Below are 24,528 nucleotides of genomic sequence, written 5' to 3'. Positions count from 1 at the left end.
AATTTTATTTTTGTTAAAAATGTTTAATTATTTATAAATTTTTATTAAATCATCGACAAACTACACAAAGCTACATTTCTTTCCAAGAAGCAGGTATAAATAACTTTGAGAAGATGTTAATAGAATATCTATCCGTCATTCCAGCTATATAATCACATACAACTCTTTCAATAGGTTCATTATTAATATCAATCATATCTTGATACTCCATAGGTAACAGTTCCTTATTGATTATAAAATATTTATATAACTGTCTTAACATATTATGGGCTTTCAATTCATGCTCTTTTGCTTTTGAACCCACATATACATTTTCAAACATAAATTTTCGAAGACTGCTCATTGACTTTTCCATGTCTTTGCTCATAATAATATCATTCTTGTTCATACTATTTTTCACAATATCATGTATCATATTATTGATTCTAGATCTAGAAGTTGCTCCTAGAACCTTAGTATATTCTGATGGCAAATCCTTTTCAGATAGAATTCTAGCTCTTATAGCATCATCAATATCATGATTTATATACGCTATCTTATCTGACAACCTTACTACCTTACCTTCTAGAGTACTTGGCTTTCCTGCTGTTGGATGATTAACTATTCCATCCCTTACTTCCCATGTTAAATTGAGTCCTTTACCTTTTCGTTCTAATCTCTCTACAACTCTGATACTCTGCTCATTGTGTTTAAACCCATAGATACACACTTTGTTCAGTGCAAATTCTCCAGCATGTCCAAAAGGTGTATGACCCAGATCATGTCCCAATGCAATTGCTTCTGTGAGATCTTCATTAAGTCTAAGTGCCCTTGCTATAGTCCTTGAGATTTGGGCTACTTCCAAAGTATGGGTCAATCTGGTTCTATAATGATCTCCCTCAGGAGATATAAAAACTTGAGTTTTATGTTTTAACCTTCTGAATGCTTTTGAATGTATTATTCTATCTCTATCTCTTTGAAATTCCGTTCTAATATCACATGGTTCTTCTTCTATTTCTCTCCCTCGAGTATTTTTACTCTTCATTGCGTATTTATCTAAAATAATGTCTTCCCGCTTTTCTTGTTCAATTCTTAGACAATCTATATAAAACGCCCCCTTCTTTTGTATAACGTATATTATAATTAAGTCTCTAAAAAATCATTATAATTATTATATACTGCATTTTTTATTAAAATCCTCTTATTTATGTGTTTTTTCTTTTTGGTACAATTTTGTAGCACATACAGCAAATTAGGCTATCTCATAATATCTTTTATGCCAATATCCAAAAGATAAACATAAAATGCATATTATGAAACAGCCTATTTTTATAACATTGCTTTTTATATAAACATACTTCCGATTTGATATACAATCATTGCCACTATCCAAGCTACTACCAATTGATATACAAATGAGAATATTGTCCATTTCCAGCTATTGGTTTCTTTCTTTATTACTCCTAATGTAGCAACACAAGGTGTATATAATAATGAGAAAACCATAAATGAATATGCACTAAGGCTAGTAAAACCAGCAGCTATCAGTTTAGTTGACAACTGTAACATGTTACCATCAGAAGCTACATCTCCTATACCATAAATAACAGTCATAGTACTTACAACAATCTCTTTACCCATTATTCCTGCAATCAATGATAAAGCCCCTTGCCAATTACCGAATCCCAGAGGTTTGAATACTGGTGCTATAACTTGTCCAATAGACGCTCCCATACTAGTTGTTATATCCGCCTTGCCTGATAAATTAAATTCTAGTAAAAACCATATTACTATAGACGCAACAAATATTATTGTTCCAGCCTTAATTATATATCCTTTTACCTTTTCCCATACAAATATGAGAATAGTGCCTGGAGAAGGTTTCTTATACGCTGGTAGTTCCAATATTAATGGAGCAGTTTCTCCTTTGGATAGGGTTTTCTTGAATATTAAAGCAATCAATACTGCTACAACTACACCAAGAAAGTATAATGAAAATGCGATTAATATTTCATTTCCTGGGAAAAATATATTTGAGAATAATATATAAATCGGTAATCTTGCACTACAAGACATAAAAGGTGTTATCAGTATAGTTGTCAATCTATCTCTTTCATCTTCTAGAGTCCTAGCTGTCATAATCGCAGGAACTGAACATCCAAAACCAAGAATCATTGGTATGAATGCCTTTCCACTAAGTCCTAATTTTCTCATGAATTTATCCATTATTAGGGCAACTCTTGACATATATCCACTATCCTCTAGTATGGATATGGCTAAAAACAAACAAGCAATATTAGGAAGAAAAATAAGTATTCCTCCTACTCCTCCTATAATACCATCAACTATTAGTGATAGTAACCAGTCTGCTGCACCTATGGATGTCAATAAATCCGTAATCACGTTACTAAAGCCTTGGAATCCTATATTAAGCAAATCAGCTAAAAAGTTTCCTACTTTAAATGTGAAAGCGAACACAAGTAACATCATAGAAATGAAAATAGGAAGTCCAGCCCATTTATTAGTCACAATTTTATCCACTCTATCAGAAAACGTCTCATCTTCCTCATAAGGGTTAGTCAAAATATTATTAATGAAATCAGTAATATAATCATATTTCCTTTTTGCAATCTCTTCTTCATAATTAAATTCATTCTTTATATTTAGCTTATTACATATTTCCCTGTCATTTTCAACAACTTTTAATTCATACCATCTTAATGTATTATGGTGAATGTCTTTTCCTGAAAGTTCTTTTTCTACTTTATCTATTTCTTCTTCAATCTTATTACCATAATCTAATTTAATTGGTTCATAATCTTTTTTATTACCAGCTGTATGGATAATCTTTTTCAATAAATCATCTAAACCTGTCTTTTTAATAGCTACAACTTCTACAACAGGTACATTCAGTTGTTCTGATAATTTGGAGATATCAATTATAAATCCCCTGTTTCTAGCAACATCCATCATATTAAGAGCTATGATAACTGGCTTACCAAGTTCTATTAATTGAAGTGTTAAATATAGATTTCTCTCTAGATTAGAGGCATCAACAATATTAATAACTACATCTGGATCATTTTCCAATATATATTCTCTTGTAAGAATTTCTTCCATCGAATAAGGAGATATACTATATATCCCAGGTAAATCAACAAGTGTTATCTTATTGTCATCATATGTAATTGTTCCTTCTTTTTTTTCTACAGTAACTCCAGGCCAATTTCCTACTTTGTGTTTAGCCCCTGTATATGCGTTAAACAATGTAGTTTTCCCACAGTTAGGATTTCCTACAAAAGCAACTCTTATATCACCATTCATTGTCATATCCCTTTCTGTAAACATACAAAAAGACACTTATAAAAGTATCTTTATAGACTATCAAGTTATCTTTCATTAACTCATTTTATGGTAAGCTTTGCTTTATAATTCAATAATTCTAACAGGCATTACCAACAGCTTTTATATCATAAGCTTCATGTTCACTAGGTTGAACATGTATTTTTTCTGCAACTGTTTTGCCAATTACAACTCTTGAACCTCTAATATTAAGAATAAAAGAACCGCCTGTATTATTAGATAGAACCTTTATTCTAGTTCCTTTAGTCAATCCCATGTCTTGAAGACGTTTTTTCATTCTTTGTTCTTGCACAATATCATTTACAATAAATATTTGTTTATTCTCCGCTTTATCTAATGTCATATAATCAACTCCATCTAGTGATAATGATTATCACTTGTATTAATTATATCTTACATATACTCAAAAGTCAACATAAATAATAAATTGATATCTGCAAAAAATCTATAATAAAACAGCGAGAAAAGAAATGATAAAGCCTAATAATCCGCCTAGTAAAGTAATCGCATTGAGCTCTTTTCTGGCAATGGATAATATGATGTCTTCCAGCATTTTGATATCAAACATGTTAAGCTGCTTTTCTATGATAGAACTTAATTTTACATCTCTTATCAGTTTAGTCATGTGCTTATTAACAAATGAACTATATTTATCAAGGATAAAAGTATCTATCTCCTTCTTATCTTCATCTGTAACCTTAATATTAGTGGGTAGCACTCTATCAAACAAAGTATCTACAATTTTTTCAATACTTTCACTAATATCTTTGTCTCTCAGCATTTCTTCATAATTGTCATTAACCATATGGTTGATTTTATCTTCTAGACTATCATTTACCAAGTTATTAATTAATGAGTATAGATCATTATTCTTCAAGTCAATGGCACTAGTAATATCTAATTTTGAAAGATTTTTTGGTATGTAATAAGCTAACCATCCAATCAAACTCTCTCTTGTGTCATTAGATAAAATCTCTCTTAAAGGTCTATTAGTTACTTCATCTATTTTTTCTATTACAAATGTATATATTTCATCTTTTACTTCTTGTTCTTGTAGTTTTTCTTTTGATTTTTCTGCTATGGTTTGATAAATACTCTCTCCATTAACAAACATAGCACCGAAAGCTCCAACTTTTTCTTTTATAGTTGCATCAATCAGACCTACTACTCTTTCTTTCAGCTTTTCATTTTCAAATATTTTCAAGTCACTTGTTAATGTATCAATATAATCAATAAAAAATCTTTTTACATTATTAATCATCTCTTCATCAATTATCTCATTGATAGTGGCCTCTTCCTTGATTATGCCAGATAAGAAATCAGTTAATATTGCTCTGGTTTTTTGATTGTATATGATATCTTCATATTTATGATTAAGCTCTTCTTCACTTACTATATCTGTCAATTTGACTTTTTTTAGACTTGTACTTATTCTTTCACTTATTGCTTTTTGCAATTGTTCTTTTGTATTTTTATCTTGTATAAGGTCATATAATCTTCTAACCAGGATATCTTTCAATTTATCAAGTACAGGTTTATTATCATTAGATAATAGTAATTGTTCTAAATCAATATTTCCTTCATCATTGTACAAATTATGGTTTATTAATTCCAGTACATGATCTTTTGTTGAATCTTCTAGTAGTTCGTTTACTATAATTTTATCTGTCAATAAATAATCTTGAATAACTTCACCAATTGATTTAGCTACTCTTTCTCTTTCTTTTGGTATTAATCCTGGTGTAAAGGGCAGTCTGATACCCATGACTCTTTTTTCAGTGTAAGGTCTAAATAACATCTTGATTGCAATCCAATTAGTAGAATACCCTATTCCTGCACCTATGATAGGAGCAAATATTATTTTCATATCCATAAAAACACACCTTCATTCTTAATTCTATAATATAACAAAAAACCGTCAGTCAAACTGACGGCTTTTTCACGGAATATAAATTCCTATTTATTAATTATTTAAAGCAGCTTGAGCCGCAGCTAAACGAGCGATAGGTACTCTAAATGGTGAACAAGATACATAGTTTAATCCTACTTTATGACAGAACTCAATTGAAGCAGGGTCTCCACCATGTTCTCCACAGATACCTAATTTAATATCAGGTCTTGTAGCTTTACCTTTTTCAGCTGCCATCTTAACTAATTGACCAACGCCAGTTTGATCTAATCTAGCAAATGGATCTGATTCAAATACTCCCTTATTGTAGTAATCTTCTAAGAAAGCACCAGCATCATCACGAGAGAATCCAAATGTCATTTGAGTTAAGTCATTTGTACCAAATGAGAAGAATTCAGCTTCTTTTGCAATTGCATCAGCAGTTAATGCAGCACGTGGAATTTCAATCATAGTACCAACTTTGTATTCCATCTCAACACCAGCTTCAGCTATTACAGCGTCAACAGCTTTAACTACTACATCTTTAACATATGCTAATTCTTTAATTTCTCCAACTAATGGAATCATGATTTCAGGAACGATATCGTATCCTTGTTCTTTCTTAACTTCGATTGCTGCTTCAACAATAGCTGTTGCTTGCATTTCAGCTATTTCTGGATATGTTACAGCTAAACGACAACCTCTATGACCAAGCATTGGGTTGAATTCATGTAATGAATCAACAGTAGCTTTTAATTCTTCAAAAGTGATACCCATATCTTTTGCTAAAGCAACGATATCTTCTTCATCATGAGGTAAGAACTCATGTAGTGGTGGGTCAAGAAGACGTACAGTCATTGGCATTCCTTTTAATGCTTCGTACATACCTTTGAAGTCACCTTTTTGAATTGGTAATAATTCGCTAAGAGCAGCTTTTCTTTCTTCTACTTCTTTAGCAACGATCATTTTTCTCATTTTTGCAATTCTATCTTCTTCGAAGAACATATGCTCTGTACGACAAAGTCCGATACCTTCAGCACCAAACTCAACAGCTTTCTGAGCGTCTCTTGGAGTATCAGCATTAGTTCTTACTTTTAATGTTCTAACTTCGTCAGCCCATGACATGAACTTCTCGAAATCACCTGAAATTTCAGGATCAACTGTTTTAATATCTTCAATGTAAATATTTCCTGTTGAACCGTCTAATGAGATATAATCTCCTTCTTTAACAGTTTGTCCAGCAACAGTAAATACTTTCTTTTCTTCATCAATAACGATGTCTCCACAACCAGATACACAACAAGTACCCATTCCACGAGCTACAACAGCTGCATGTGATGTCATACCTCCACGTACTGTTAAGATACCTTCTGAAGCGTACATACCTTCAATATCTTCTGGTGAAGTTTCTAATCTAACTAATATAACTCTTTCGTTTCTCTTAGCAGCTTCAGCAGCATCTTCTGCAGTAAAGTATACCTTACCAGCAGCAGCTCCTGGAGATGCAGGTAAACCTTTAGCTACTACAGTTCCAGCTTTTAATGCAGCAACGTCAAAGTTAGGGTGAAGTAATTGATCAAGTTGTTTTGGCTCAACTTTCATTAAAGCTTCTTTTGAAGTTAATAATCCTTCTTCTACTAGATCAACAGCTATTTTTAATGCAGCAGCTGCTGTTCTTTTACCATTACGTGTTTGTAAGAAATATAATTTACCTTTTTCAATAGTAAACTCCATATCTTGCATATCTTTGTAGTGGTTCTCTAAGTTAGAAGCGATTTCCATGAATTGTTTGTATACTTCTGGCATATCCTCTTCAAGTCTTGTTATAGGTTCTGGTGTTCTAATACCAGCAACAACGTCTTCACCTTGTGCATTTAATAAGTATTCTCCATAGATTCCTTTTTCACCAGTTGCAGGGTTTCTTGTGAAAGCAACACCTGTTCCTGAACTTTCACCCATGTTACCAAATACCATTGTTTGAACATTAACAGCTGTTCCCCAGTTACCTGGAATATCATTCATTCTTCTGTAGATGATAGCACGTTCGTTGTTCCATGAACCGAATACTGCTTCTACAGCTGCCATTAATTGCTCTTTTGGATTTTGTGGGAAGTCATCACCTAATTGTTCTTTATATAAATTTTTGAAAGCAGTGATTACGTCTTTTAAATCATCAGCTGTTAAATCTAAGTCACTTGCGTATCCTTTTGCTTCTTTGATATCGTCTAATACTCTTTCGAATTTTGATTTTGGAAGACCTTTAACAACGTCTGAGAACATTTGAATAAATCTTCTATAAGAATCGTATGCGAATCTTGCATTTTCTGTAGCTTTTGCGAATCCTTCAACAGATACATCATTAAGTCCTAAGTTAAGAACTGTATCCATCATACCAGGCATAGATACTCTAGCACCTGAACGAACAGATACTAATAATGGTTGGCTATTATCACCAAATTTTTTATCATTAATTTCTTCAACTTTCACTAAAGCTTCTTCGATTTGTTGTTTAATTTCATCAGAAATACTTTCACCATTATCATAATAATTAATACAAGCTTCAGTTGAAACAGTAAATCCTTGAGGGATTGGTAAACCAAGCTTAGTCATTTCTGCTAAGTTAGCACCTTTTCCACCAAGAAGGTTTTTCATTGATGCATCAGCTTCACTAAACATATAAACATATTTCTTGCTCATTAAATATACCTCCTGATAATCTTTTCTTTAATTATTTATATTAAAAACTTAAGGCTTAAACCTCTTAGTTTTTATGTCATTAGTACTTGATAAAGATAAATAAGTTAATTAATGACCTTATAATAAATTATGACCAAATTGTATAATTCTAACAACCATTTCATCAATATAACTGTAAATTATTTATCTGATGCTATTTGCTAAAATTTTACTTATATGTCAGTCCGACATATATTATAACACAAAAACTTAAAATAAGTAGATTTTTTTTTGTTTTTTTCTACTAATATATAGATTTTAACCAATTCACTAATAAAGTAACTGTTTAATATTTTTTTTTGTGTAATTTTATGCTAAAATGTTATTCTTTGTCCTAAATAATTTAGCAAGTCATCAATTTTAACTCTTTCTTGTTCCATTGAATCTCTATTTCTAATAGTTACAGCTCCATCTTCCAAAGAATCAAAATCAAATGTTAAGCAATAAGGAGTTCCTATTTCATCTTGTCTACGATATCTTTTTCCTATACTACCTCTATCGTCATATTCAACATTATAATGTTTACCTAACATAGCATATATTTTCTCTGCTTCTTCAGATAATTTTTTAGATAATGGAAGAACAGCAATTTGTACTGGAGCTATTATTGGATGGAAACGTAGTACTTTTCTTACATCACCATTCTCTAATTCTTCTTCATCATATGCCTCACATAAAAATGCAAGTGTTACTCTATCTGCACCTAGTGAAGGCTCTATACAATATGGAATATATTTTTCTTTTTTCATATCATCAAAATATGTCAAATCAGCACCAGAAGTTTCTTGATGTTTTCTTAAGTCAAAATCTGTTCTATCAGCAATACCCCATAGTTCACCCCAACCGAATGGGAATAGGTATTCTATATCAGATGTTGCATTACTGTAATGAGATAATTCTTCCTGGCTATGGTCTCTCAATCTCATATTCTCTTCTTTTATACCAAGAGATAATATCCAATTGACACAATATTTTTTCCAATACTCAAACCATTCAAGGTCTGTTCCTGGCTCACAGAAAAATTCTAATTCCATTTGTTCAAATTCTCTAGTTCTAAATGTAAAGTTACCTGGTGTAATTTCATTTCTGAAAGATTTACCTATTTGACCAATACCAAATGGAATTTTCTTTCTTGACGTACGTTGTACATTTTTGAAGTTAACAAAAATACCTTGTGCTGTTTCTGGACGTAAATAAACAGTATTTTTAGCATCTTCTGTTACACCTTGGAAAGTTTTGAACATCAAATTGAATTGTCTAATATCTGTAAAATTTTTCTCTCCACAAGAAGGACAGACAATACCATTTTCTTCAATATAATTTTTCATTTTTTCATTGGACCATGAATCAACAGCATCTTCAATTTCAAGATTATTTTCTTTCATGTAGTTTTCAATTAATTGGTCAGCCCTAAATCTTTCTTTACAGCTTTTACAATCCATTAATGGATCATTAAAACCGCCTACATGACCAGAAGCCACCCATACTTGTGGATTCATTAATATAGCACAATCAATACCTACATTGTAAGGACTTTCTTTAATAAATTTTTGCCACCAAGCTTTTTTTACATTGTTTTTAAGTTCAACTCCAAGAGGACCATAATCCCATGTGTTAGCTAATCCTCCATATATTTCTGATCCTGGATAAATAAAACCTCTAGCCTTTGCAAGGGCAACTACTTTTTCCATAGTCTTTTCCATCTTAAAACATCCTTTCTATATATCTATATTTATATTTTTTCACAAAAAAAGACATTCTTCTATCCCTAGAAGGGACGAAAGAACATCTTCCGCGGTTCCACCCTAATTGATGTAATATAGCACATCCACTTAATTATCTGTTCAAAAGTGCCATTCATTAATTATATTCTATTCAGCTCACACCACCCTGAACTCGCTACAAGAATTTATTTAATTAATTACTTCTCTTTGTCATTACAGAGTCATTATATAATTCAACATAATAATATTTAATTACAATATATTTTATAAAATATCTATATATGAGAAAAAGTATAACAAAACAGCCTTTCTATGTCAAGGTTAATTATTAGATAATAACACTAAAAGATAAATTTCATTAAATTTTTTATAGATATATTAATCACATTTTTTTGTTATCACCTATTTTATATCTGATTATCAAGAATAGAACCCCAGATGTCCAAAAAGGTGAACTGATTAACGTTGATGCTAAAATCCTGTTTGTTCCTGCTGTTAAGTAAATAAATATTGCAAATATAACACCACTAATTATTAAAATAATTCCACCAATACCTTCTTTCCACCAAGAAATTAAAACTCCCACCATCAATACAACTGCAAAACCTGCTATCATTACTCCTTCTAGTGTCAAAGGACCAAAATTAGATATACACTCTCCAATAAATATAAAGAGAAAAAATGCTATTGATAACGAGCTTATGACACGAGCAATCCAGCGTACAATATGTAGTTTTCGATAATGCTTAGAAATAGAACTCATTTACTTCCACCTCATTTTAGCTTGTATGAACATTAAACTCAAAACCAAATCACTAACAATTAATTATTGCTATCTTTTATCTCTTGATTAATCTTATTCCCACATATTTTACAATATATTGCATCATAATCATTCTTCTGACCACAGTAATAACAGTTAACAGAGCTTTTCTTGTTAGATTGCCATTTAATACCTAGGTAGATAGCGTAACCAACTATTAATATCAACAACGCCCATAAAACCCATTTGCTTATTCCAGTTGAAGGCTTATATAATAGATAATAAGTGCCATAGTTTTTAAAATAAATAGTGTCTTTCTTTATGATTTCACCTTGCTTGCTTGCATATATTATATCTCCATCAACTTTTATTTTAGAATTATTACAATCTAGTCTGATTAAACTATATTTTTTATTATCTTCTAACTGTTGTTCAGTTATTTCTTCACCACTTAATACATTATATAATACATCCTTATCTTCAAACTGGTCATAATTAATATTATTATCATCTAGATAATCTTGTAGAGAATCATGAAAAATATTTGTTTTAAGAACTCTATCCAAATCATATAATTCTTCAAAACCAAAAGTAATTCTTATATTTTCTCCATACAATTCTATGTTCTTAATCTTAACATCTATCTCTTTATGTTCCTTCAACTTGCTCTCTACAAAATCTTTATATTTTTCTTTATCATAATTTTTATCATTTTTCTTAATGAATGTAACTTCTACATCATCATCATTTATTTCATAAAGGAATTCACCAGCAATAAAATCTATTTTCTTAGAAGTGCATCCAGACAAAAAAATACAGATAAAAATACTAAATATGCATATAAAATATTTTAATACTTTCATAATAATTCTCCTTAAAATAATTTTTTATCATTCTATAATTTTAATAAAAAATCTAAAGATTTGAATTTGTGGTTAAGATGATATTCAATATATTTTTTCATTATTAATGTCAATTCGTATTTGATAGTTTCATTAACCTGAAAGCTAAATAATTTTTCAACGGATGTAGCAAGAATATATCTCATGGTATAAATAGTACTGTTATCTATTCTAAGCACATATTTGTGCTCATTTGAGCAGTTTTTGCAAATAATTCCTCCTAACTTAATGCTGAAAGAATACTTATCACATTTCTCACCACAGTTGACACAGTTTATTACATTAGGGGTATAACCTATATAACTCATGGCTTTCAATTCAAATATTCTCATTATCAAATCATAGTCAATGACTTTCTTAACTAATATCTGCAAAGTTTTTAACATAAGTTTCATAAGGGATTTATTAGGTACATTTTCTTGGGTGATAAATGCCGCAAACTCTAATACGTATAACCCATAAGCTAATAATTCTATATCTTTGCGTATACCATGAAAAGATTCTATTATTTGTATTTGTTTAACATTATAGGATGAGGATTTTCCTTTATATAATATGTATTCTCCATAACAAAATAATTGAGAACCAGCAAGAAACATACTATTTGTTTTTCTAGCACCTCTAGCAAAAGCTGTTATCTTACCTTTGTCTTTTGTAATAATAACTATGCGTTTATCATTTTCTCCTATAGGCATTTCACTTACAACAATGCCTTTTGTCTTTATGTCATCCATTTTATTACTCCTATAATACATCTCTCTTATTCTATGATATTATAACACTCCATCTGTATCAAGTAAATTACTACAAGCCATATATTCTACTAAAATGCCTTCTTAATATTTAACACAAGAAAAATTGATGCCATCAAAGAGTTTTAATGAAATATGAGTATATTATAATATACTTTCAAATATGTTACAACTACAAGACGAACATCTGCTCCTTCTTCTAACAAGATACATTAAATGATATTAGTCATCAATGAATAAAGCAAGAGGAACTATTGCCGATTTGTAACAGTTCCTCTTGCTTATTATTGAATTTTATATTCATTTGCAGTATCAACATAATGGTTCGCTGATTGTTTTAATTTGTTTATTTCTTCTTCAGTAAGTTTTCTTCTAACCTTTGCTGGTGAACCTAATATGAGTACACCAGGTGGAAATATCTTATTACCTGTAACTAGGCTTCCTGCTCCAACTATAGAATATTCACTTATAACTGCACCATCCAATATTATGCTGCCCATACCTATAAGAGAGTAATCATTTATTTTACAGCCATGTATAATACAATTATGACCTATAGTAACATAATCACCTATCTCTGTACCAGCATCCTCTGATACATGGACCGTACTATTGTCTTGTACATTAGAACATTTACCTACTGTTATCTTATTTATATCTCCTCTAAGCACAGCACCAAACCATATACTTGCATTTTCTTTCACCTTAACTTGTCCTATAACATCAGCACTTGGAGCAATATAAGCACTTTCATGAGTTTCCGGTTTATATCCTTTATATGTCATATTATTAGCCACCTCATTTATTATTAAATTTCAACATCAACAATATTATAATTTGAATTGGGATGTAGTTTCATCCAATTCATTTGCTAGATTAGATAATTTTTCACTAGTGGTTGCTATCAATTGCAATGATGCAGATTGTTCTTGCGTAGATGCAGCAACTTCTTCTGTACTAGCTGCATTTTCCTCTGCAATGGTAGATAGATTACCTATAACATCTAGTATATTAGATTTTTTTATTTGGAGTTCTTCGCCCAATTTATTCAGTTTCTCAACACTTCTACTTGAATCGTTAATAGCAAGAGAAATATCTCTATATTTATTTTCTGTTACTTTAACACTTGTAACTTGCTGTTCAACGATATCAGAAACCTCTTTTATTTTGACTACTGCTTCTTGAGCATTATTAATTAATTCGTTAACTATGTTATCAATTTCTTTGGTTGAATGAGTAGATTGTTCAGCAAGTTTTCTTATTTCATCTGCAACTACTGCAAATCCTTTTCCTGCGTCTCCTGCTCGAGCTGCTTCTATTGCTGCATTTAAAGCTAATAGATTAGTTTGTTCTGCAATAGCCGCAATCATAGTACTTGCTTTGCTGATTTTTTGTGTACTTTTGTTTGTTTCTGCAACAACTCCAAAAATATCTTTTGCTGATTTACCACTCTCTTCAGTTTTATTAATTAACTCATCTATCTCAATTAAACCTGATTTTATTAACTCACCTACTTTATCAGAGTTATTATTAAGTTCTTCCATGACAGTTTTCTCATCTTCTATCAAATTACCCAGCTGATATATTGAATCTGAACCCACTTCTGTATTATGTGCTTGATCTGAAGCACTTTTTGCAATTTCTCCCACAGTTACTGCTACACTATTGGCAGCATGTGCACATTGTCCAGTAATATCTGTCATAGAAAGAGAAGAATCTCTTACTTCTCTTGATGCGTCAGTAATTTTTTTGATTAGATCTATAAAATTGTCTTGCATCTTTGATAAAGAATTAGAAATGATTCCAATCTCATCTCTTCTTTTAAAATATCTGCTGATATTCTCATCATTTTTACTTAAATCATATCTAGATAATTTGTTTAACACTTTTGCTAATTTTCTTAGAGGTCTAGCAATCATTGTTCCTAATATATAAACTATTATTAAAGTTATCACTAAAGTTGTAAGTATGGTTTTAAAACTGCTTGATTTCATCTTATCTAGTTCACTTAATACTTCATTTACTGGTGCCACAACCCCTAGTGACCAATTGGTATTTAGTATTGGAGCATATCCCATAATATTATTAACATTATTGAAACTATATTTTCCGCTGCCACTTTGTCCTTCTATCATATTATTGACAATCTCATTATATTTACTAAAGCCCTTTGACTCTTCTAATAGATTGACACTATCAACAACTCTTTCAATACTTTTATCTGCTACCAATTGACCATTTTTATTAACTATGAATGCAAACCCACTTTCTCCAATAGTTATATCAGAGATCATATCAATAAATGTATTAATATCTCTAACTCCAATTAAAACACCACATACTCCTCCACCTCTCCAAATTGGAGTAGCATATGTTACCACTAGAGAATCTTCAATTATAGTAACATCTGAAATTATAGTTTCTCCTTGTAAAGCTTTCTTAAAATATTCTTTTTGTGATATATCATAAGCTTTGTTGTCATTGGAATAAGCTTGTCCATCAATATTAGCGATTAACATCTTAGAATACCCATATTTTCTTATTTCGTTATTAAGTGCTATCATTTTTTCTCTTTTAGTTACATAAGTTTCAACAATTTTTTCTTTGGATGCAACAGATTTGAGTACTTCTTTTTCGATATTAATTCTTTCAGAAATTACTTGAGATGACTTTTCTGATATAACAACCAGATTATCTTCTGTCTTATTTAATAAGACTCTGCTTCCATATGTATATGATATTATTGATACTCCAACACATGATATTAACACAATGACTGATATTGCTAAAATCAACTTCGTTTTTATACTTTTCACTGCTGTATCCTCCCCCATTTATCATGTGATAATTCTAACTCTTTCACCAAAAAATGTCAAATTGTACAATTCAAATAATTTGTAAGTAATGTTTTTTTCTTTATTTATTAAAGAAAATACTTATGATATCATAACAAAAGCAAGTCTGTTATTACACAAATTACTTAATACAATTATAAAAAGAATACCATTTGAAATATCTAATAATATTAATACAATGCCCAATAAAATAGTATAAAAACAAAATAAGGTTATCTCATAATACACATAAATTTCTTATGTATTATTGAGATAACCCTTATATCTATAGCTGGAATTTAGAAGCTTCTTGATTTAATTCTGCTGCTAATTCTGCGAGACTTTCACTAGTACTTGCAATTTGCTGTAAGGATGCAGATTGCTCTTCAGTTGAAGCTGCTGCTTCTTCTGTACTAGCTGCATTTTCTTCAGCGATTGCTGATAGATTCTGTATAACATCTAGAATATATTCTTTTTTCTTTTGTAATTCTACACCTATACTACTTAATCTTTCTATACTATCATCTGTGTTACTTATAGCATCAACAATCTGCCTGTACTTACCTTCTGTAACATCAACACTACTTATTTGATGACTAACTATAGTATATACTTCTTCCATTCGTTTAACTGCCTGACCTGCATTAGTAATTAATTCATTCACTACCAAATCAATTTCTTTAGTAGATTCAGTAGATTGTTCAGCCAGAGTTCTAATCTCATCTGCTACAACCGCAAATCCTTTACCTGCTTCACCTGCTCTAGCAGCCTCTATAGCAGCATTAAGTGCTAGCAGATTCGTCTGTTCTGCAATAGATGCTATCATGGTACTTGCCTTTGATATTTTTTTAGAACTTTCATTGGTTTTTTTGATTACATCAAAGATTTCTATTGATGCTTCCTTGCTAAGATCAGTCTTTTCTTTTAATTCATTAATTTCAATAAGTCCTTCATCAGCCAGCTTTATTACTTTATCTGAATTAGTACTTACTTCCTCCATACATTCATGTTCTTTTTGTATAAGATCACCTAATTCATAAACAGTCTCAGAACCTTTTTCAGTATCTTTTGCTTGATCCGTAGCTCCCTTGGCAATCTCACTTATAGTAGTAGCAACTTCCTCAGCAGCTTGCGCTGATTGCTGAGTTGTCAAACTCATACTAGATGATGACTCTGTTATACTATTTACCGTATCTGTTATTTTCTTAATCAAGCTAACAAAATTATTCTGCATAACACATATTGAATTGAATATAAATCCAATCTCATCTTTTCTCTTTTTGTGCTTAGAAATTTTGTTGTCATTGTTTTCTCTTAAGTCAAATTGAGCCATGATATCTATATTTTTTGATAGATCAACAAGAGGCTTAGTGATGAATGCTCCCACTAGATATATGAAGAATAATGATATGATTAATATTACTCCTGATATCATTAACGTACTACTTCTTAATCCATCTAATTCTGATAAAACTTCACCCAAAGGAGCTGTTATTCCAATTGACCAGTTAGTATTATTAATTGGTGAATATCCAATCATATACTTTGAATCATCATATGTATATGAACCACTACCCTGTTCTTTTGCAATCATTTTGTCTAGTAGTTCTTTATATTTTTTAGATTTCTTATCACTTGCTGTTTCTTCCAATAAATTGACATTATTAACTCTGTTAACATCTTTATCCGCAACAATCATACCCTGATCATTTACTACATATGCATAACCACTTTCTCCAACTGTTACATCTTTTATAACATCACTGAAAGAAATTGCTTCTTTTACTGCTACTAGAACTCCTGTTATATCTGTATCAGATTTTATAGGTGTAGCATATACAACAATCAGCGAGCCATCCTCAGCACTAACTAATAAATCTGAAATGGTAGATTGTCCATTCATTGCTCTTTTAAAATATTCCCTATGGCTTAGATCATATGTTTTATTACCTGTAGAAACAGCCTGCCCATCAGTATCTACTAAATCCATCAGCTGATATCCATTTCTCTTGATTTCCTCTCTTAAAGCATCTAACTTATCTTCTGTAGTATTATCTGGATCTGTTATCCTTGTTCTGCCAGCAATGACTTCTAGTTTACCTAACTCTTTATTAATTCTTTCTTCTATTAATTGTGATGATTTTTCAGCAATAGTTATGAGATTATTTTCTACAGAATCTACCAACGCCTGCTTACTAAAATTATAAGAGATTAACCCTAACCCACTACATGAAATCACAATTATGACGCACAAAATTAAGATCAATTTTGACTTGATACTCTTCATAATAAATCAGCCCCTTTCTAGTAAATAACAATTAAAATATTACACTTTTTTGTAAAAATTGTCAATGATTTCTATTTAATTGATTGATATATAATAATTATATAATATAGTTGTTTAAGCTTATTACTATATATAATTGTTATTAGTAATTGATTTTTTTTAATATATATATATAATAATATTAAGTAGTTTATTTACAAAACTTATATTTCGACAAAATAATGCAAGGAGGGTAATAATGTCAAAGATAAATTGGAAGCCTGGTAATATGATATATCCTTTGCCAGCTGTATTAGTCACATGTGGAAATTGTAAAGATAATTACAATATAATTACTATTGCATGGACAGGAACGATTTGTACCAACCCACCCATGACATATATCTCTGTTCGTCCTAGTAGACATTCATATAATATCATAGAAGAAACAAAAGAATTCGTTATTAATTTAAGTTGTGAAAAATTAGTAAGGGCTGTTGACTACTGTGGAGTTAAATCAGGTAGAGATATTGATAAATTCAAAGAAATGAATCTGACAATCGAGAAAGCTAGAGAAGTTGAAGCACCTTTAATAGCAGAAAGTCCTGTGAACATTGAGTGTAAAGTCAAAGAAATAATAAAACTTGGTTCTCATGATATGTTTATGGCAGAAGTGGTTGCAGTTAATGCAGATGAAAAATATCTAGACAATAACAATAAATTCCATCTTGATAAATCTAATCCCATATGTTATTCACATGGTACTTATTTTGGACTAGGTAAAAAATTAGGTACTTTTGGATATTCTGTAGCAAAGAAATCCACTAAAAACAAAAGATCAAGAAAGTAAAGTTATCTCTGTAAATTAGCTTTTTATGATAAATGAACTTACACTATATAATAAAAGTCGGAATGTCATTATCTTGGCATTCCAACTTTTATAACTTTTCAAGGAATGATTCAAAATACTAAGGTTATAATTGATTATGTTTTATTTATTCTGTAGCATTTCAACCTTCTTCTGTAATTTTAATATAGTATTTTGTTGCTCGTGAATAGCCTTAACAAGTGGTGGAATAAATTCTGTGTATCCTAGAGTAAGCACATCTTCTCCACCTTTAACTTTGTGATCTTGATATCCTGCAAAATCAACTCCTAAGCTATCCATCAAAGCTTTTACCTCTTGTGCTATAAAACCTTGATGTAATCTTTTTCTTTTTTTGGAACCATCTTTAGGAATTTCTTTTAAATCAGTATAACCATCTTCGTTAGTAGTTTCTTCAATATAATCTTCCCGATAATCCCATCTGAATTCTACAGGTTTTAATCCCATTATAAAATCTAAGCCTAATTTTGTATCTTGTATATCTGTTTTATCTCGTTTATCAGAACGATTCTGTACACTACCATAAGCATATGTTGTTGTGTCACTATTACCTAATTGTATTTGATTATCTCCTTTAACGCTTGAATTATAACCAATTCCAGAACAATTATTATATCTAGTAGTGAGTAAAGCTCTATGACCTACAGCGGTATTATGATTACCAGTATTTGTAAGTAATGCTTGAGTTCCTATAGCTATATTATAATCATGCTTGTTACTACTTAATGCACTACGACCTAATGCGATATTTTCTCTACCTTCTTCATTATTTACTAAAGCCAAATAACCTATACCAATATTATTAATACCAGTAGTGTTTTTATATAAAGTACGATTACCTATAGCAGTATTCCAGTTACCACTACTATTATTTTCAAGGCATTTATATCCTACAGCAACATTATAATCACCATCATAATTATTAGTTAAAGCTTGATAACCTACAGCAGTATTACTCTTACCATCATAATTGTTGGTTAAAGCTTCACAACCAACAGCAGTGTTGTAATTACCTTCATAAGTTTCATATAAAGTTCTATGTCCAAAAGCTGTATTACCACCATCTTCATTTGGACCGCTTACTCCTGAATCTGTTCCTACAAATGTACTATTACCCATAATAAATCCTTCAATTGACATTTTATTACTTCCTTTCGTATTATAATTTATTTTGTAACCGCGACTACATTTTCATAGAGATAATTTATTATTGCATATATTTTATATATTATCTCTAATACGTACGTTAAGCCTTATTTGTTATTGGCTTGATATAATATTAACACCATATAACATGACATTACCACGACATTTACAAAAAAATATATTAAATTATTATTTAATAACCTTTTTTATTTTAGAAGATAATTAAAATAGCCTCCTATGATTTTATTTTTATCATAGGAAGCTATTCTATAAATAGTATTTACAGACATTTATTTACAATCCGAATAAAACCTAAATATAAGTAGATTTTATTCATCCATTGAGTTTATATATTATTTCTTTATGTTCTGGATATTCATTAATCAATTCATCACTGGAATACATTCGAAAGTCTTTGAAGTCGAACCCTGGAGAAACCATACAACTAACTAATGTAAAAGTCCCTCCTTCAACAACTTCAGCACCAAAAATAGTATTCGCAGTTACAATCAGCTGTGGTAATTCTCCTTTTTCTATATTTAATCCTAATACTACTTTACTATATTTTCCTTCTATATCAATCATATGTATCGTCAGGGGTGAACCATAATGATAAAACCATATTTCGTCAGATTTTAATTTATGGAATTTGGAAACCTGTCCTAGTTTTAGGAGGTAATAAATAGTTGTTGACAAAGACCTTTTACCATCATAATCCTCAATACCTGTTTTATGAGATTTATCATTATATATCTCTCTGTAATATCCACCTTCTATATGTGGAGCCAATTGTAATTTTTCAATAAAATACTCAGGGGTATACATAACCTACTACTCCTTCCCATTAGTAATATTATACATTCCTATTTTCTTCTACTTCCTTTAACATATAGTCTCTCGAACTCCAGATTATTTATATTAAGTGATTGTATAACATGATTATCTTTATCATTATAATAGAGATATAATTTTTCTCCATCAGTAAAATAATCCTTTATATCAGCAGTTAAAATTGTATCAATCAATTCACTTGAACCATTATTATTATTAATTCTGTATAAAGCATTCCTATCTTCATTATCCATATAGAATAATTCATTATTGATGCCAATTAATAATTCAGTAGAAGAATCATTAATCTTCTCTTTGTCAGTACCATCAATATTAATTCTATATAAATACTTGTCCACATAATATATTTTATTACCTACTACCTCATATTCTTTTATATTACCTTCAACTACCTTTTTGTGTCTATTATTCTTATAGCAATATAGTGTTCTATCGTCTATTGAGTAATAGAATATACTATTGTTTATAATTCTTAAATTATTGATATTGCTAGTTTTTAGACTTTTTTTCTCTTTTGTGTATCTATTGTAATAATGTAGAATTCCCGTTTCATCAACATATACTATAAATTTATCATTATAATCATACCAGTCACTATTACTTAAGTTAAGTTCTTCTAATGCCTTTTTATTGGATTGTAGACTTATTAATCTATGTGAGCTGCTAGGATAATAAGTATTTTCATTAAGATGAACCAATGCATTATAATTTTCTACTCTGAATACATTATTATCTTTTTTATTTTTAACTTGATATATATAAGAATTATCATATTTTCTAGTAGTTTCAATATGAGCAAGGGTATGTTTATTTATCTTACTAATGATTCCCTTATCATCAAATAAATAAATACAGTTGTCACCTATAAAATAATCTGAAAAATATTCTAGATTATAATTATTGACTGTTCTACCTTCAAAATCGCTTTTGCTTATATAACCCTTGTTACGGTTAATTTCATATATCATATCTTCTACGATATCTATTTCATTACTTGTGTCCAGATATATATTTTTATTAACTAATCTATCTTGATCTATGTAATATATCATAAGCTGGTTACCATAAAAGTAAACTTTACCATCTTTGATTTCCAATAAAGTGTTTTCACTGGAATATGTATTGACTGTTTTTATTGAGTAATCATTAGTATCAAGAATATATAACTTATCACTTACGTAATATATCTTATCATTATAATATGATATTTTATTTTGACTTGGATAAGCTCTCAATGATTCTTTCAACTCATCATTATCATAAACCATTATTTTTTTATTTGATTCGTTATATAGAAAAAATTTATCTCCTATACTCATTATATTACTACAAACTTGGTCTTGTAATATAATTTTATTTTCATTATTCCTAATATTATAGGTATTTAATTGAATCCTGTCATCTATCTTTATAGAGTACATAATATGATTGTTATTAGAAGCAGCCGATAGTGTTCCATCAGCCATTGAATCCTTAAAGGTAGTAAGAATACTTTCGGTATTGGTATTAGTATTAAAATAATAGATGGCATTTGATGCTATATAGACATAACCATTTTCAATTTTTTCATATTGGTCTATGTGTCTGTTGAGTAAATTAATATATTGATTGTTATGCAGCAACTTAATACCTGTTTCATTAATATAATGCACCTTATCACTCATAAGGGTTTTCTCAACTATTTTACCTTGACACACTCTTACTTTATTACCAGTCTTTATATTGAACCTATATATATAAGGTTTATTTTCTTTTTCATATTCAGTATATAACCACCAATCTTCATAATTCATATTTTCATCTGATAGATTTGCGTATTTCTTAGTTATAGACGTATTGTATAACTGTTTTTGTTTATGATTATTTTTATTATCTCTTATTTTAGTGTTTTCATTTTTACTGATAGTTTCAATAGCTGATATCTTAAAACTTTTTTTCTGATTCTGAGCTTTATTACAACCAACTAATAATACTATTAAACCTATTATGATAGTACATTTTATGTATCTATAATCCATTTATCATCCCCCGCACTTAATTATGTATTAAACACTTCCATAATATACCTTATGTGTAATAATTGCAAGTATTTATACTTTTCAACTATGCTTGTAATACTTCACAGTCCCATTAAAAACAGCATAGATAATCTAATTTAGTAAAAGATCACACAATGATTCTTCGAATCTTTAATTATGATACAAAAATAGTGAACCACCTATGAATATATAAAAGAACTTAGGTAGTTCACTTGCTTTTGTAATTAGAGACTTATCGTATTAAAGTTTCAGTGAGACAGCCCCTTGATAATATTACAGTATTGTAAAATGACTTATTTAATTCCTTCGTTCCTATTTACCATTCTCCCTCAAATTCATCTACATTATCTTTATTAACTTCCACTTGAATCATTTGAGTAACTTTTTCCACTTCTTCTCCGTTAAGATATTTTACAGCTGTTTCAATAGTTTTATACCCTTCTTCTGTTGCTGACATATATGTTGTTCCATCTAATAAACCATCTTTAACAGCTTGTAATCCGTCAATACTTCCACCTAATCCGATTACAAATATATCATCTTTCATGCCTGCCTCTTCTAGTGCCTTTCCAGCTCCTATTGCCGAATTATCATCTTGGCAGAAAATTAAATCCATCTCTTGATTTTTTTGTATTAAATCTTCTACGATTTTCATAGCTTTCTCTTTTTCCCAATTACTTGTTTGTGTATATACAACATCCATATTTTCTTGTGAATCTATTGCATTAACAAAACCTTCTCTTCTATTTCTTTGTGGAGATGTTCCAGGGCTACCTTCAATCATAACAATTTTACCGCCTTGTTCTCCTAACAATTTCTTAGCAATTTCACCACAGACAGCTCCTGTATGTATTTCATTTTGTCCTACATAAGTAACTAATCCTTCGTATTCACCTGTAGGGTTAGTTCCTATAGCATTAGTAAATGCCATAATAGGTACTTTTGCATCATTAGCAAGTTGAATAGTTGGTACAACCGCCACTGCATCTGCAGCACATATTGCAATCATATCAACACCTTTAGTAATAAAGTCTTCTACCTGTGATAATTGTTTTGAAGCATCCCATCCAGCATCAGCATATTCAACTTTTACACCTAACTCTTCAGCTGCTTCGTCGATTCCTTTTCTAACAGCTACAAAATAACCAACTGGTCCAGGAATTAATACTGCAATTGTTTTTTGTTCATCTTCTGTTATTGTTTCTTTATCTTTAGTGTCTTCTTTTGCATTTTCCTTTGAATCTTGTACATTATTTTCTTTTTCTGGAGCTTTGTTCTGAGAACAACCAACATTGGTAAAAATAACTGTTAATACAATCATAATACTTAACATAGATTTTAATAATCTTTTCATATTCTTATCCTCCTAAAATTTAAATTTTTATATCATTAATTATTAAAAATATAATGATCATAACTATTTTTCTCTTTTTTTACTATAACTATCAAATCCAACAGCCACTAGTATAATAAGACCTTTGAAAATATATTGAAAATGAATATTTACACCTAATAAGTTAAAACTATTACTAATAACACTCATTAGTAAAACTCCTATTATCGTTCTTAGGATATTTCCTTCGCCGCCTGTAACACTTGTTCCTCCAATTACTACAGCAGCTATTGCATCTAAATCATACCCTTCTCCTGCTACAGCTGTAGCTGTACTTAAACGGGCTGTTAGAACAATTCCTGCTAATCCAGCCATTAATCCATTTATTACAAACACAATGATTTTATAAAAATCCACATTGATTCCAGATAATAAACTAGCCTCTTGATTTCCTCCTACAGCGTAAATATGTCTTCCAAACTTTGTCTTTGAAAGGATAATATGTCCTATTATAATTGCTGAGAAAAAGATAATTACTGGAATTGGTATACCTAATAAATATCCATTACCTATTTTAGTTAACTGTTCATTTAAATATGATACTGGATATCCTCCTGTATATACTAATAATACTCCACGACAAATAGTTACCATTCCCATAGTAGCAATTAACGAGGGAATATTAATTTTTGATACTAAAAATCCATTTACAGCACCAGCTATAGATCCTACTACTAGTGCAATAATAATACTTAGAATTAAACTATGACCATTGGTAAGTGATGTCATCAAAAACGCACCACTTAAAGCTGCTATAGCTCCTACCGATATATCAAAGTTTCCAGAAATAATTACAAAAGTCATACCCGCAGCAATAATTCCAATAATAGACGATTGTCTTAATAGATTCAATAGATTTGATACTGTTAGAAATTTAGGTGTTGCTAGGCTAATCGCAAAACAAAGAACAAAAAAACCTAAAATAACACCATACTGTTTCCAATTTATTTTCTTAATTTTCCCACCGAAACTTTTACTTCTTTCTAGCACCATTTCATATGCCTC

The 24,528-nt window shown here is 30.0% G+C and carries 18 protein-coding genes and 1 other annotated feature; of the genes, 1 reads left to right on the top strand and 17 read right to left on the bottom strand.

The features are described 5' to 3' along the window. Positions 1-70: 70 nt before the first annotated feature. From AACQ14_RS09755 to AACQ14_RS09700, 12 genes are all read right to left on the bottom strand, one after another. Entirely contained in the window at positions 71-1,084 is a 1,014-nt protein-coding gene (locus AACQ14_RS09755; protein WP_423247992.1) for a deoxyguanosinetriphosphate triphosphohydrolase, read from the bottom strand. A gap of 239 nt (positions 1,085-1,323) precedes the next feature. Continuing rightward, positions 1,324-3,327 carry a ferrous iron transport protein B gene (feoB, locus tag AACQ14_RS09750; RefSeq protein ID WP_339363391.1) on the bottom strand — a complete coding sequence of 668 codons (2,004 nt, stop codon included), beginning with the start codon at positions 3,325-3,327 and terminating at the stop codon, positions 1,324-1,326. Positions 3,328-3,421: 94 nt separating this feature from the next. Then, positions 3,422-3,685, bottom strand: a complete 264-nt coding sequence (locus tag AACQ14_RS09745; protein ID WP_339363390.1) for a FeoA family protein — start codon at positions 3,683-3,685, stop codon at positions 3,422-3,424. 102 nt (positions 3,686-3,787) lie between these two features. After that, entirely contained in the window at positions 3,788-5,215 is a 1,428-nt protein-coding gene (locus tag AACQ14_RS09740) for a DUF445 family protein (protein ID WP_339363389.1), read from the bottom strand. A gap of 90 nt (positions 5,216-5,305) precedes the next feature. Then, a complete protein-coding gene (gene ppdK, locus AACQ14_RS09735) occupies positions 5,306-7,927 on the bottom strand; it encodes a pyruvate, phosphate dikinase (RefSeq protein ID WP_339363388.1) in 2,622 nt (873 codons plus the stop codon). Positions 7,928-8,280: 353 nt separating this feature from the next. After that, complete coding sequence (locus AACQ14_RS09730; RefSeq protein ID WP_339363387.1) at positions 8,281-9,669, bottom strand: glycine--tRNA ligase; 1,389 nt, start codon at positions 9,667-9,669, stop codon at positions 8,281-8,283. A gap of 67 nt (positions 9,670-9,736) precedes the next feature. Beyond that, positions 9,737-9,913 (bottom strand) — a binding site (T-box leader). A gap of 159 nt (positions 9,914-10,072) precedes the next feature. Continuing rightward, on the bottom strand, positions 10,073-10,453 hold the full coding sequence (locus AACQ14_RS09725) for a DUF7670 domain-containing protein (protein ID WP_339363386.1): 381 nt from the start codon (positions 10,451-10,453) through the stop codon (positions 10,073-10,075). Between the two features lie 59 nt (positions 10,454-10,512). Continuing rightward, on the bottom strand, positions 10,513-11,316 hold the full coding sequence (locus tag AACQ14_RS09720; protein WP_339363385.1) for a hypothetical protein: 804 nt from the start codon (positions 11,314-11,316) through the stop codon (positions 10,513-10,515). Between the two features lie 32 nt (positions 11,317-11,348). Next, positions 11,349-12,089 carry a DNA repair protein RecO gene (recO, locus tag AACQ14_RS09715; protein WP_339363384.1) on the bottom strand — a complete coding sequence of 247 codons (741 nt, stop codon included), beginning with the start codon at positions 12,087-12,089 and terminating at the stop codon, positions 11,349-11,351. A 302-nt stretch (positions 12,090-12,391) separates the two neighbouring features. After that, a complete protein-coding gene (locus AACQ14_RS09710) occupies positions 12,392-12,892 on the bottom strand; it encodes a gamma carbonic anhydrase family protein (RefSeq protein WP_339363383.1) in 501 nt (166 codons plus the stop codon). 45 nt (positions 12,893-12,937) lie between these two features. After that, complete coding sequence (locus AACQ14_RS09705) at positions 12,938-14,923, bottom strand: methyl-accepting chemotaxis protein (RefSeq protein ID WP_339363382.1); 1,986 nt, start codon at positions 14,921-14,923, stop codon at positions 12,938-12,940. A gap of 304 nt (positions 14,924-15,227) precedes the next feature. Then, entirely contained in the window at positions 15,228-17,228 is a 2,001-nt protein-coding gene (locus AACQ14_RS09700; protein WP_339363381.1) for a methyl-accepting chemotaxis protein, read from the bottom strand. 238 nt (positions 17,229-17,466) lie between these two features. Here AACQ14_RS09700 and AACQ14_RS09695 point away from each other — a divergent pair, with 238 nt between their 5' ends. Then, positions 17,467-18,057, top strand: coding sequence for a flavin reductase family protein (locus tag AACQ14_RS09695; protein ID WP_339363380.1), 591 nt, complete (start codon positions 17,467-17,469; stop codon positions 18,055-18,057). A gap of 141 nt (positions 18,058-18,198) precedes the next feature. On the opposite strand, the gene AACQ14_RS09690 is transcribed toward AACQ14_RS09695, so the two are convergent. The 5 genes from AACQ14_RS09690 to AACQ14_RS09670 form a co-directional block, all read right to left on the bottom strand. Continuing rightward, complete coding sequence (locus AACQ14_RS09690; RefSeq protein ID WP_339363379.1) at positions 18,199-19,233, bottom strand: tail fiber domain-containing protein; 1,035 nt, start codon at positions 19,231-19,233, stop codon at positions 18,199-18,201. Positions 19,234-19,572: 339 nt separating this feature from the next. After that, positions 19,573-20,064 carry a cupin domain-containing protein gene (locus AACQ14_RS09685; RefSeq protein ID WP_339363378.1) on the bottom strand — a complete coding sequence of 164 codons (492 nt, stop codon included), beginning with the start codon at positions 20,062-20,064 and terminating at the stop codon, positions 19,573-19,575. Positions 20,065-20,102: 38 nt separating this feature from the next. Next, positions 20,103-22,109: a DUF5050 domain-containing protein gene (locus AACQ14_RS09680; protein ID WP_339363377.1), complete on the bottom strand. Its 2,007-nt coding sequence runs from the start codon at positions 22,107-22,109 to the stop codon at positions 20,103-20,105. Positions 22,110-22,446: 337 nt separating this feature from the next. Further along, positions 22,447-23,484, bottom strand: a complete 1,038-nt coding sequence (locus AACQ14_RS09675; RefSeq protein ID WP_339363376.1) for a sugar ABC transporter substrate-binding protein — start codon at positions 23,482-23,484, stop codon at positions 22,447-22,449. A gap of 63 nt (positions 23,485-23,547) precedes the next feature. After that, entirely contained in the window at positions 23,548-24,516 is a 969-nt protein-coding gene (locus AACQ14_RS09670) for an ABC transporter permease (protein ID WP_339363375.1), read from the bottom strand. Between the last annotated feature and the right edge of the window lie 12 nt (positions 24,517-24,528).

Source organism: Vallitalea maricola (genome assembly GCF_036985595.1).
In the GTDB taxonomy this organism is placed as follows: domain Bacteria; phylum Bacillota; class Clostridia; order Lachnospirales; family Vallitaleaceae; genus Vallitalea; species Vallitalea maricola.
Note: the sequence above shows the minus strand (reverse complement) of the source record. Positions and strands in the feature narration are given on the sequence as shown.

Bases quoted from the DNA above. Each gene is read 5' to 3' on its own strand.
- AACQ14_RS09710 (WP_339363383.1), bottom strand. From the start codon at position 12,892: ATGACATATAAAGGATATAAACCGGAAACTCATGAAAGTGCTTATATT.
- AACQ14_RS09700 (WP_339363381.1), bottom strand. From the start codon at position 17,228: ATGAAGAGTATCAAGTCAAAATTGATCTTAATTTTGTGCGTCATAATT.
- AACQ14_RS09675 (WP_339363376.1), bottom strand. From the start codon at position 23,484: ATGAAAAGATTATTAAAATCTATGTTAAGTATTATGATTGTATTAACA.
- AACQ14_RS09670 (WP_339363375.1), bottom strand. From the start codon at position 24,516: ATGGTGCTAGAAAGAAGTAAAAGTTTCGGTGGGAAAATTAAGAAAATA.
- AACQ14_RS09685 (WP_339363378.1), bottom strand. From the start codon at position 20,064: ATGTATACCCCTGAGTATTTTATTGAAAAATTACAATTGGCTCCACAT.
- AACQ14_RS09725 (WP_339363386.1), bottom strand. From the start codon at position 10,453: ATGAGTTCTATTTCTAAGCATTATCGAAAACTACATATTGTACGCTGG.
- feoB (WP_339363391.1), bottom strand. From the start codon at position 3,327: ATGTTTACAGAAAGGGATATGACAATGAATGGTGATATAAGAGTTGCT.
- AACQ14_RS09695 (WP_339363380.1), top strand. From the start codon at position 17,467: ATGTCAAAGATAAATTGGAAGCCTGGTAATATGATATATCCTTTGCCA.
- recO (WP_339363384.1), bottom strand. From the start codon at position 12,089: ATGGATGACATAAAGACAAAAGGCATTGTTGTAAGTGAAATGCCTATA.
- AACQ14_RS09740 (WP_339363389.1), bottom strand. From the start codon at position 5,215: ATGGATATGAAAATAATATTTGCTCCTATCATAGGTGCAGGAATAGGG.
- AACQ14_RS09730 (WP_339363387.1), bottom strand. From the start codon at position 9,669: ATGGAAAAGACTATGGAAAAAGTAGTTGCCCTTGCAAAGGCTAGAGGT.
- AACQ14_RS09745 (WP_339363390.1), bottom strand. From the start codon at position 3,685: ATGACATTAGATAAAGCGGAGAATAAACAAATATTTATTGTAAATGAT.
- AACQ14_RS09720 (WP_339363385.1), bottom strand. From the start codon at position 11,316: ATGAAAGTATTAAAATATTTTATATGCATATTTAGTATTTTTATCTGT.
- AACQ14_RS09690 (WP_339363379.1), bottom strand. From the start codon at position 19,233: ATGTCAATTGAAGGATTTATTATGGGTAATAGTACATTTGTAGGAACA.
- ppdK (WP_339363388.1), bottom strand. From the start codon at position 7,927: ATGAGCAAGAAATATGTTTATATGTTTAGTGAAGCTGATGCATCAATG.
- AACQ14_RS09680 (WP_339363377.1), bottom strand. From the start codon at position 22,109: ATGGATTATAGATACATAAAATGTACTATCATAATAGGTTTAATAGTA.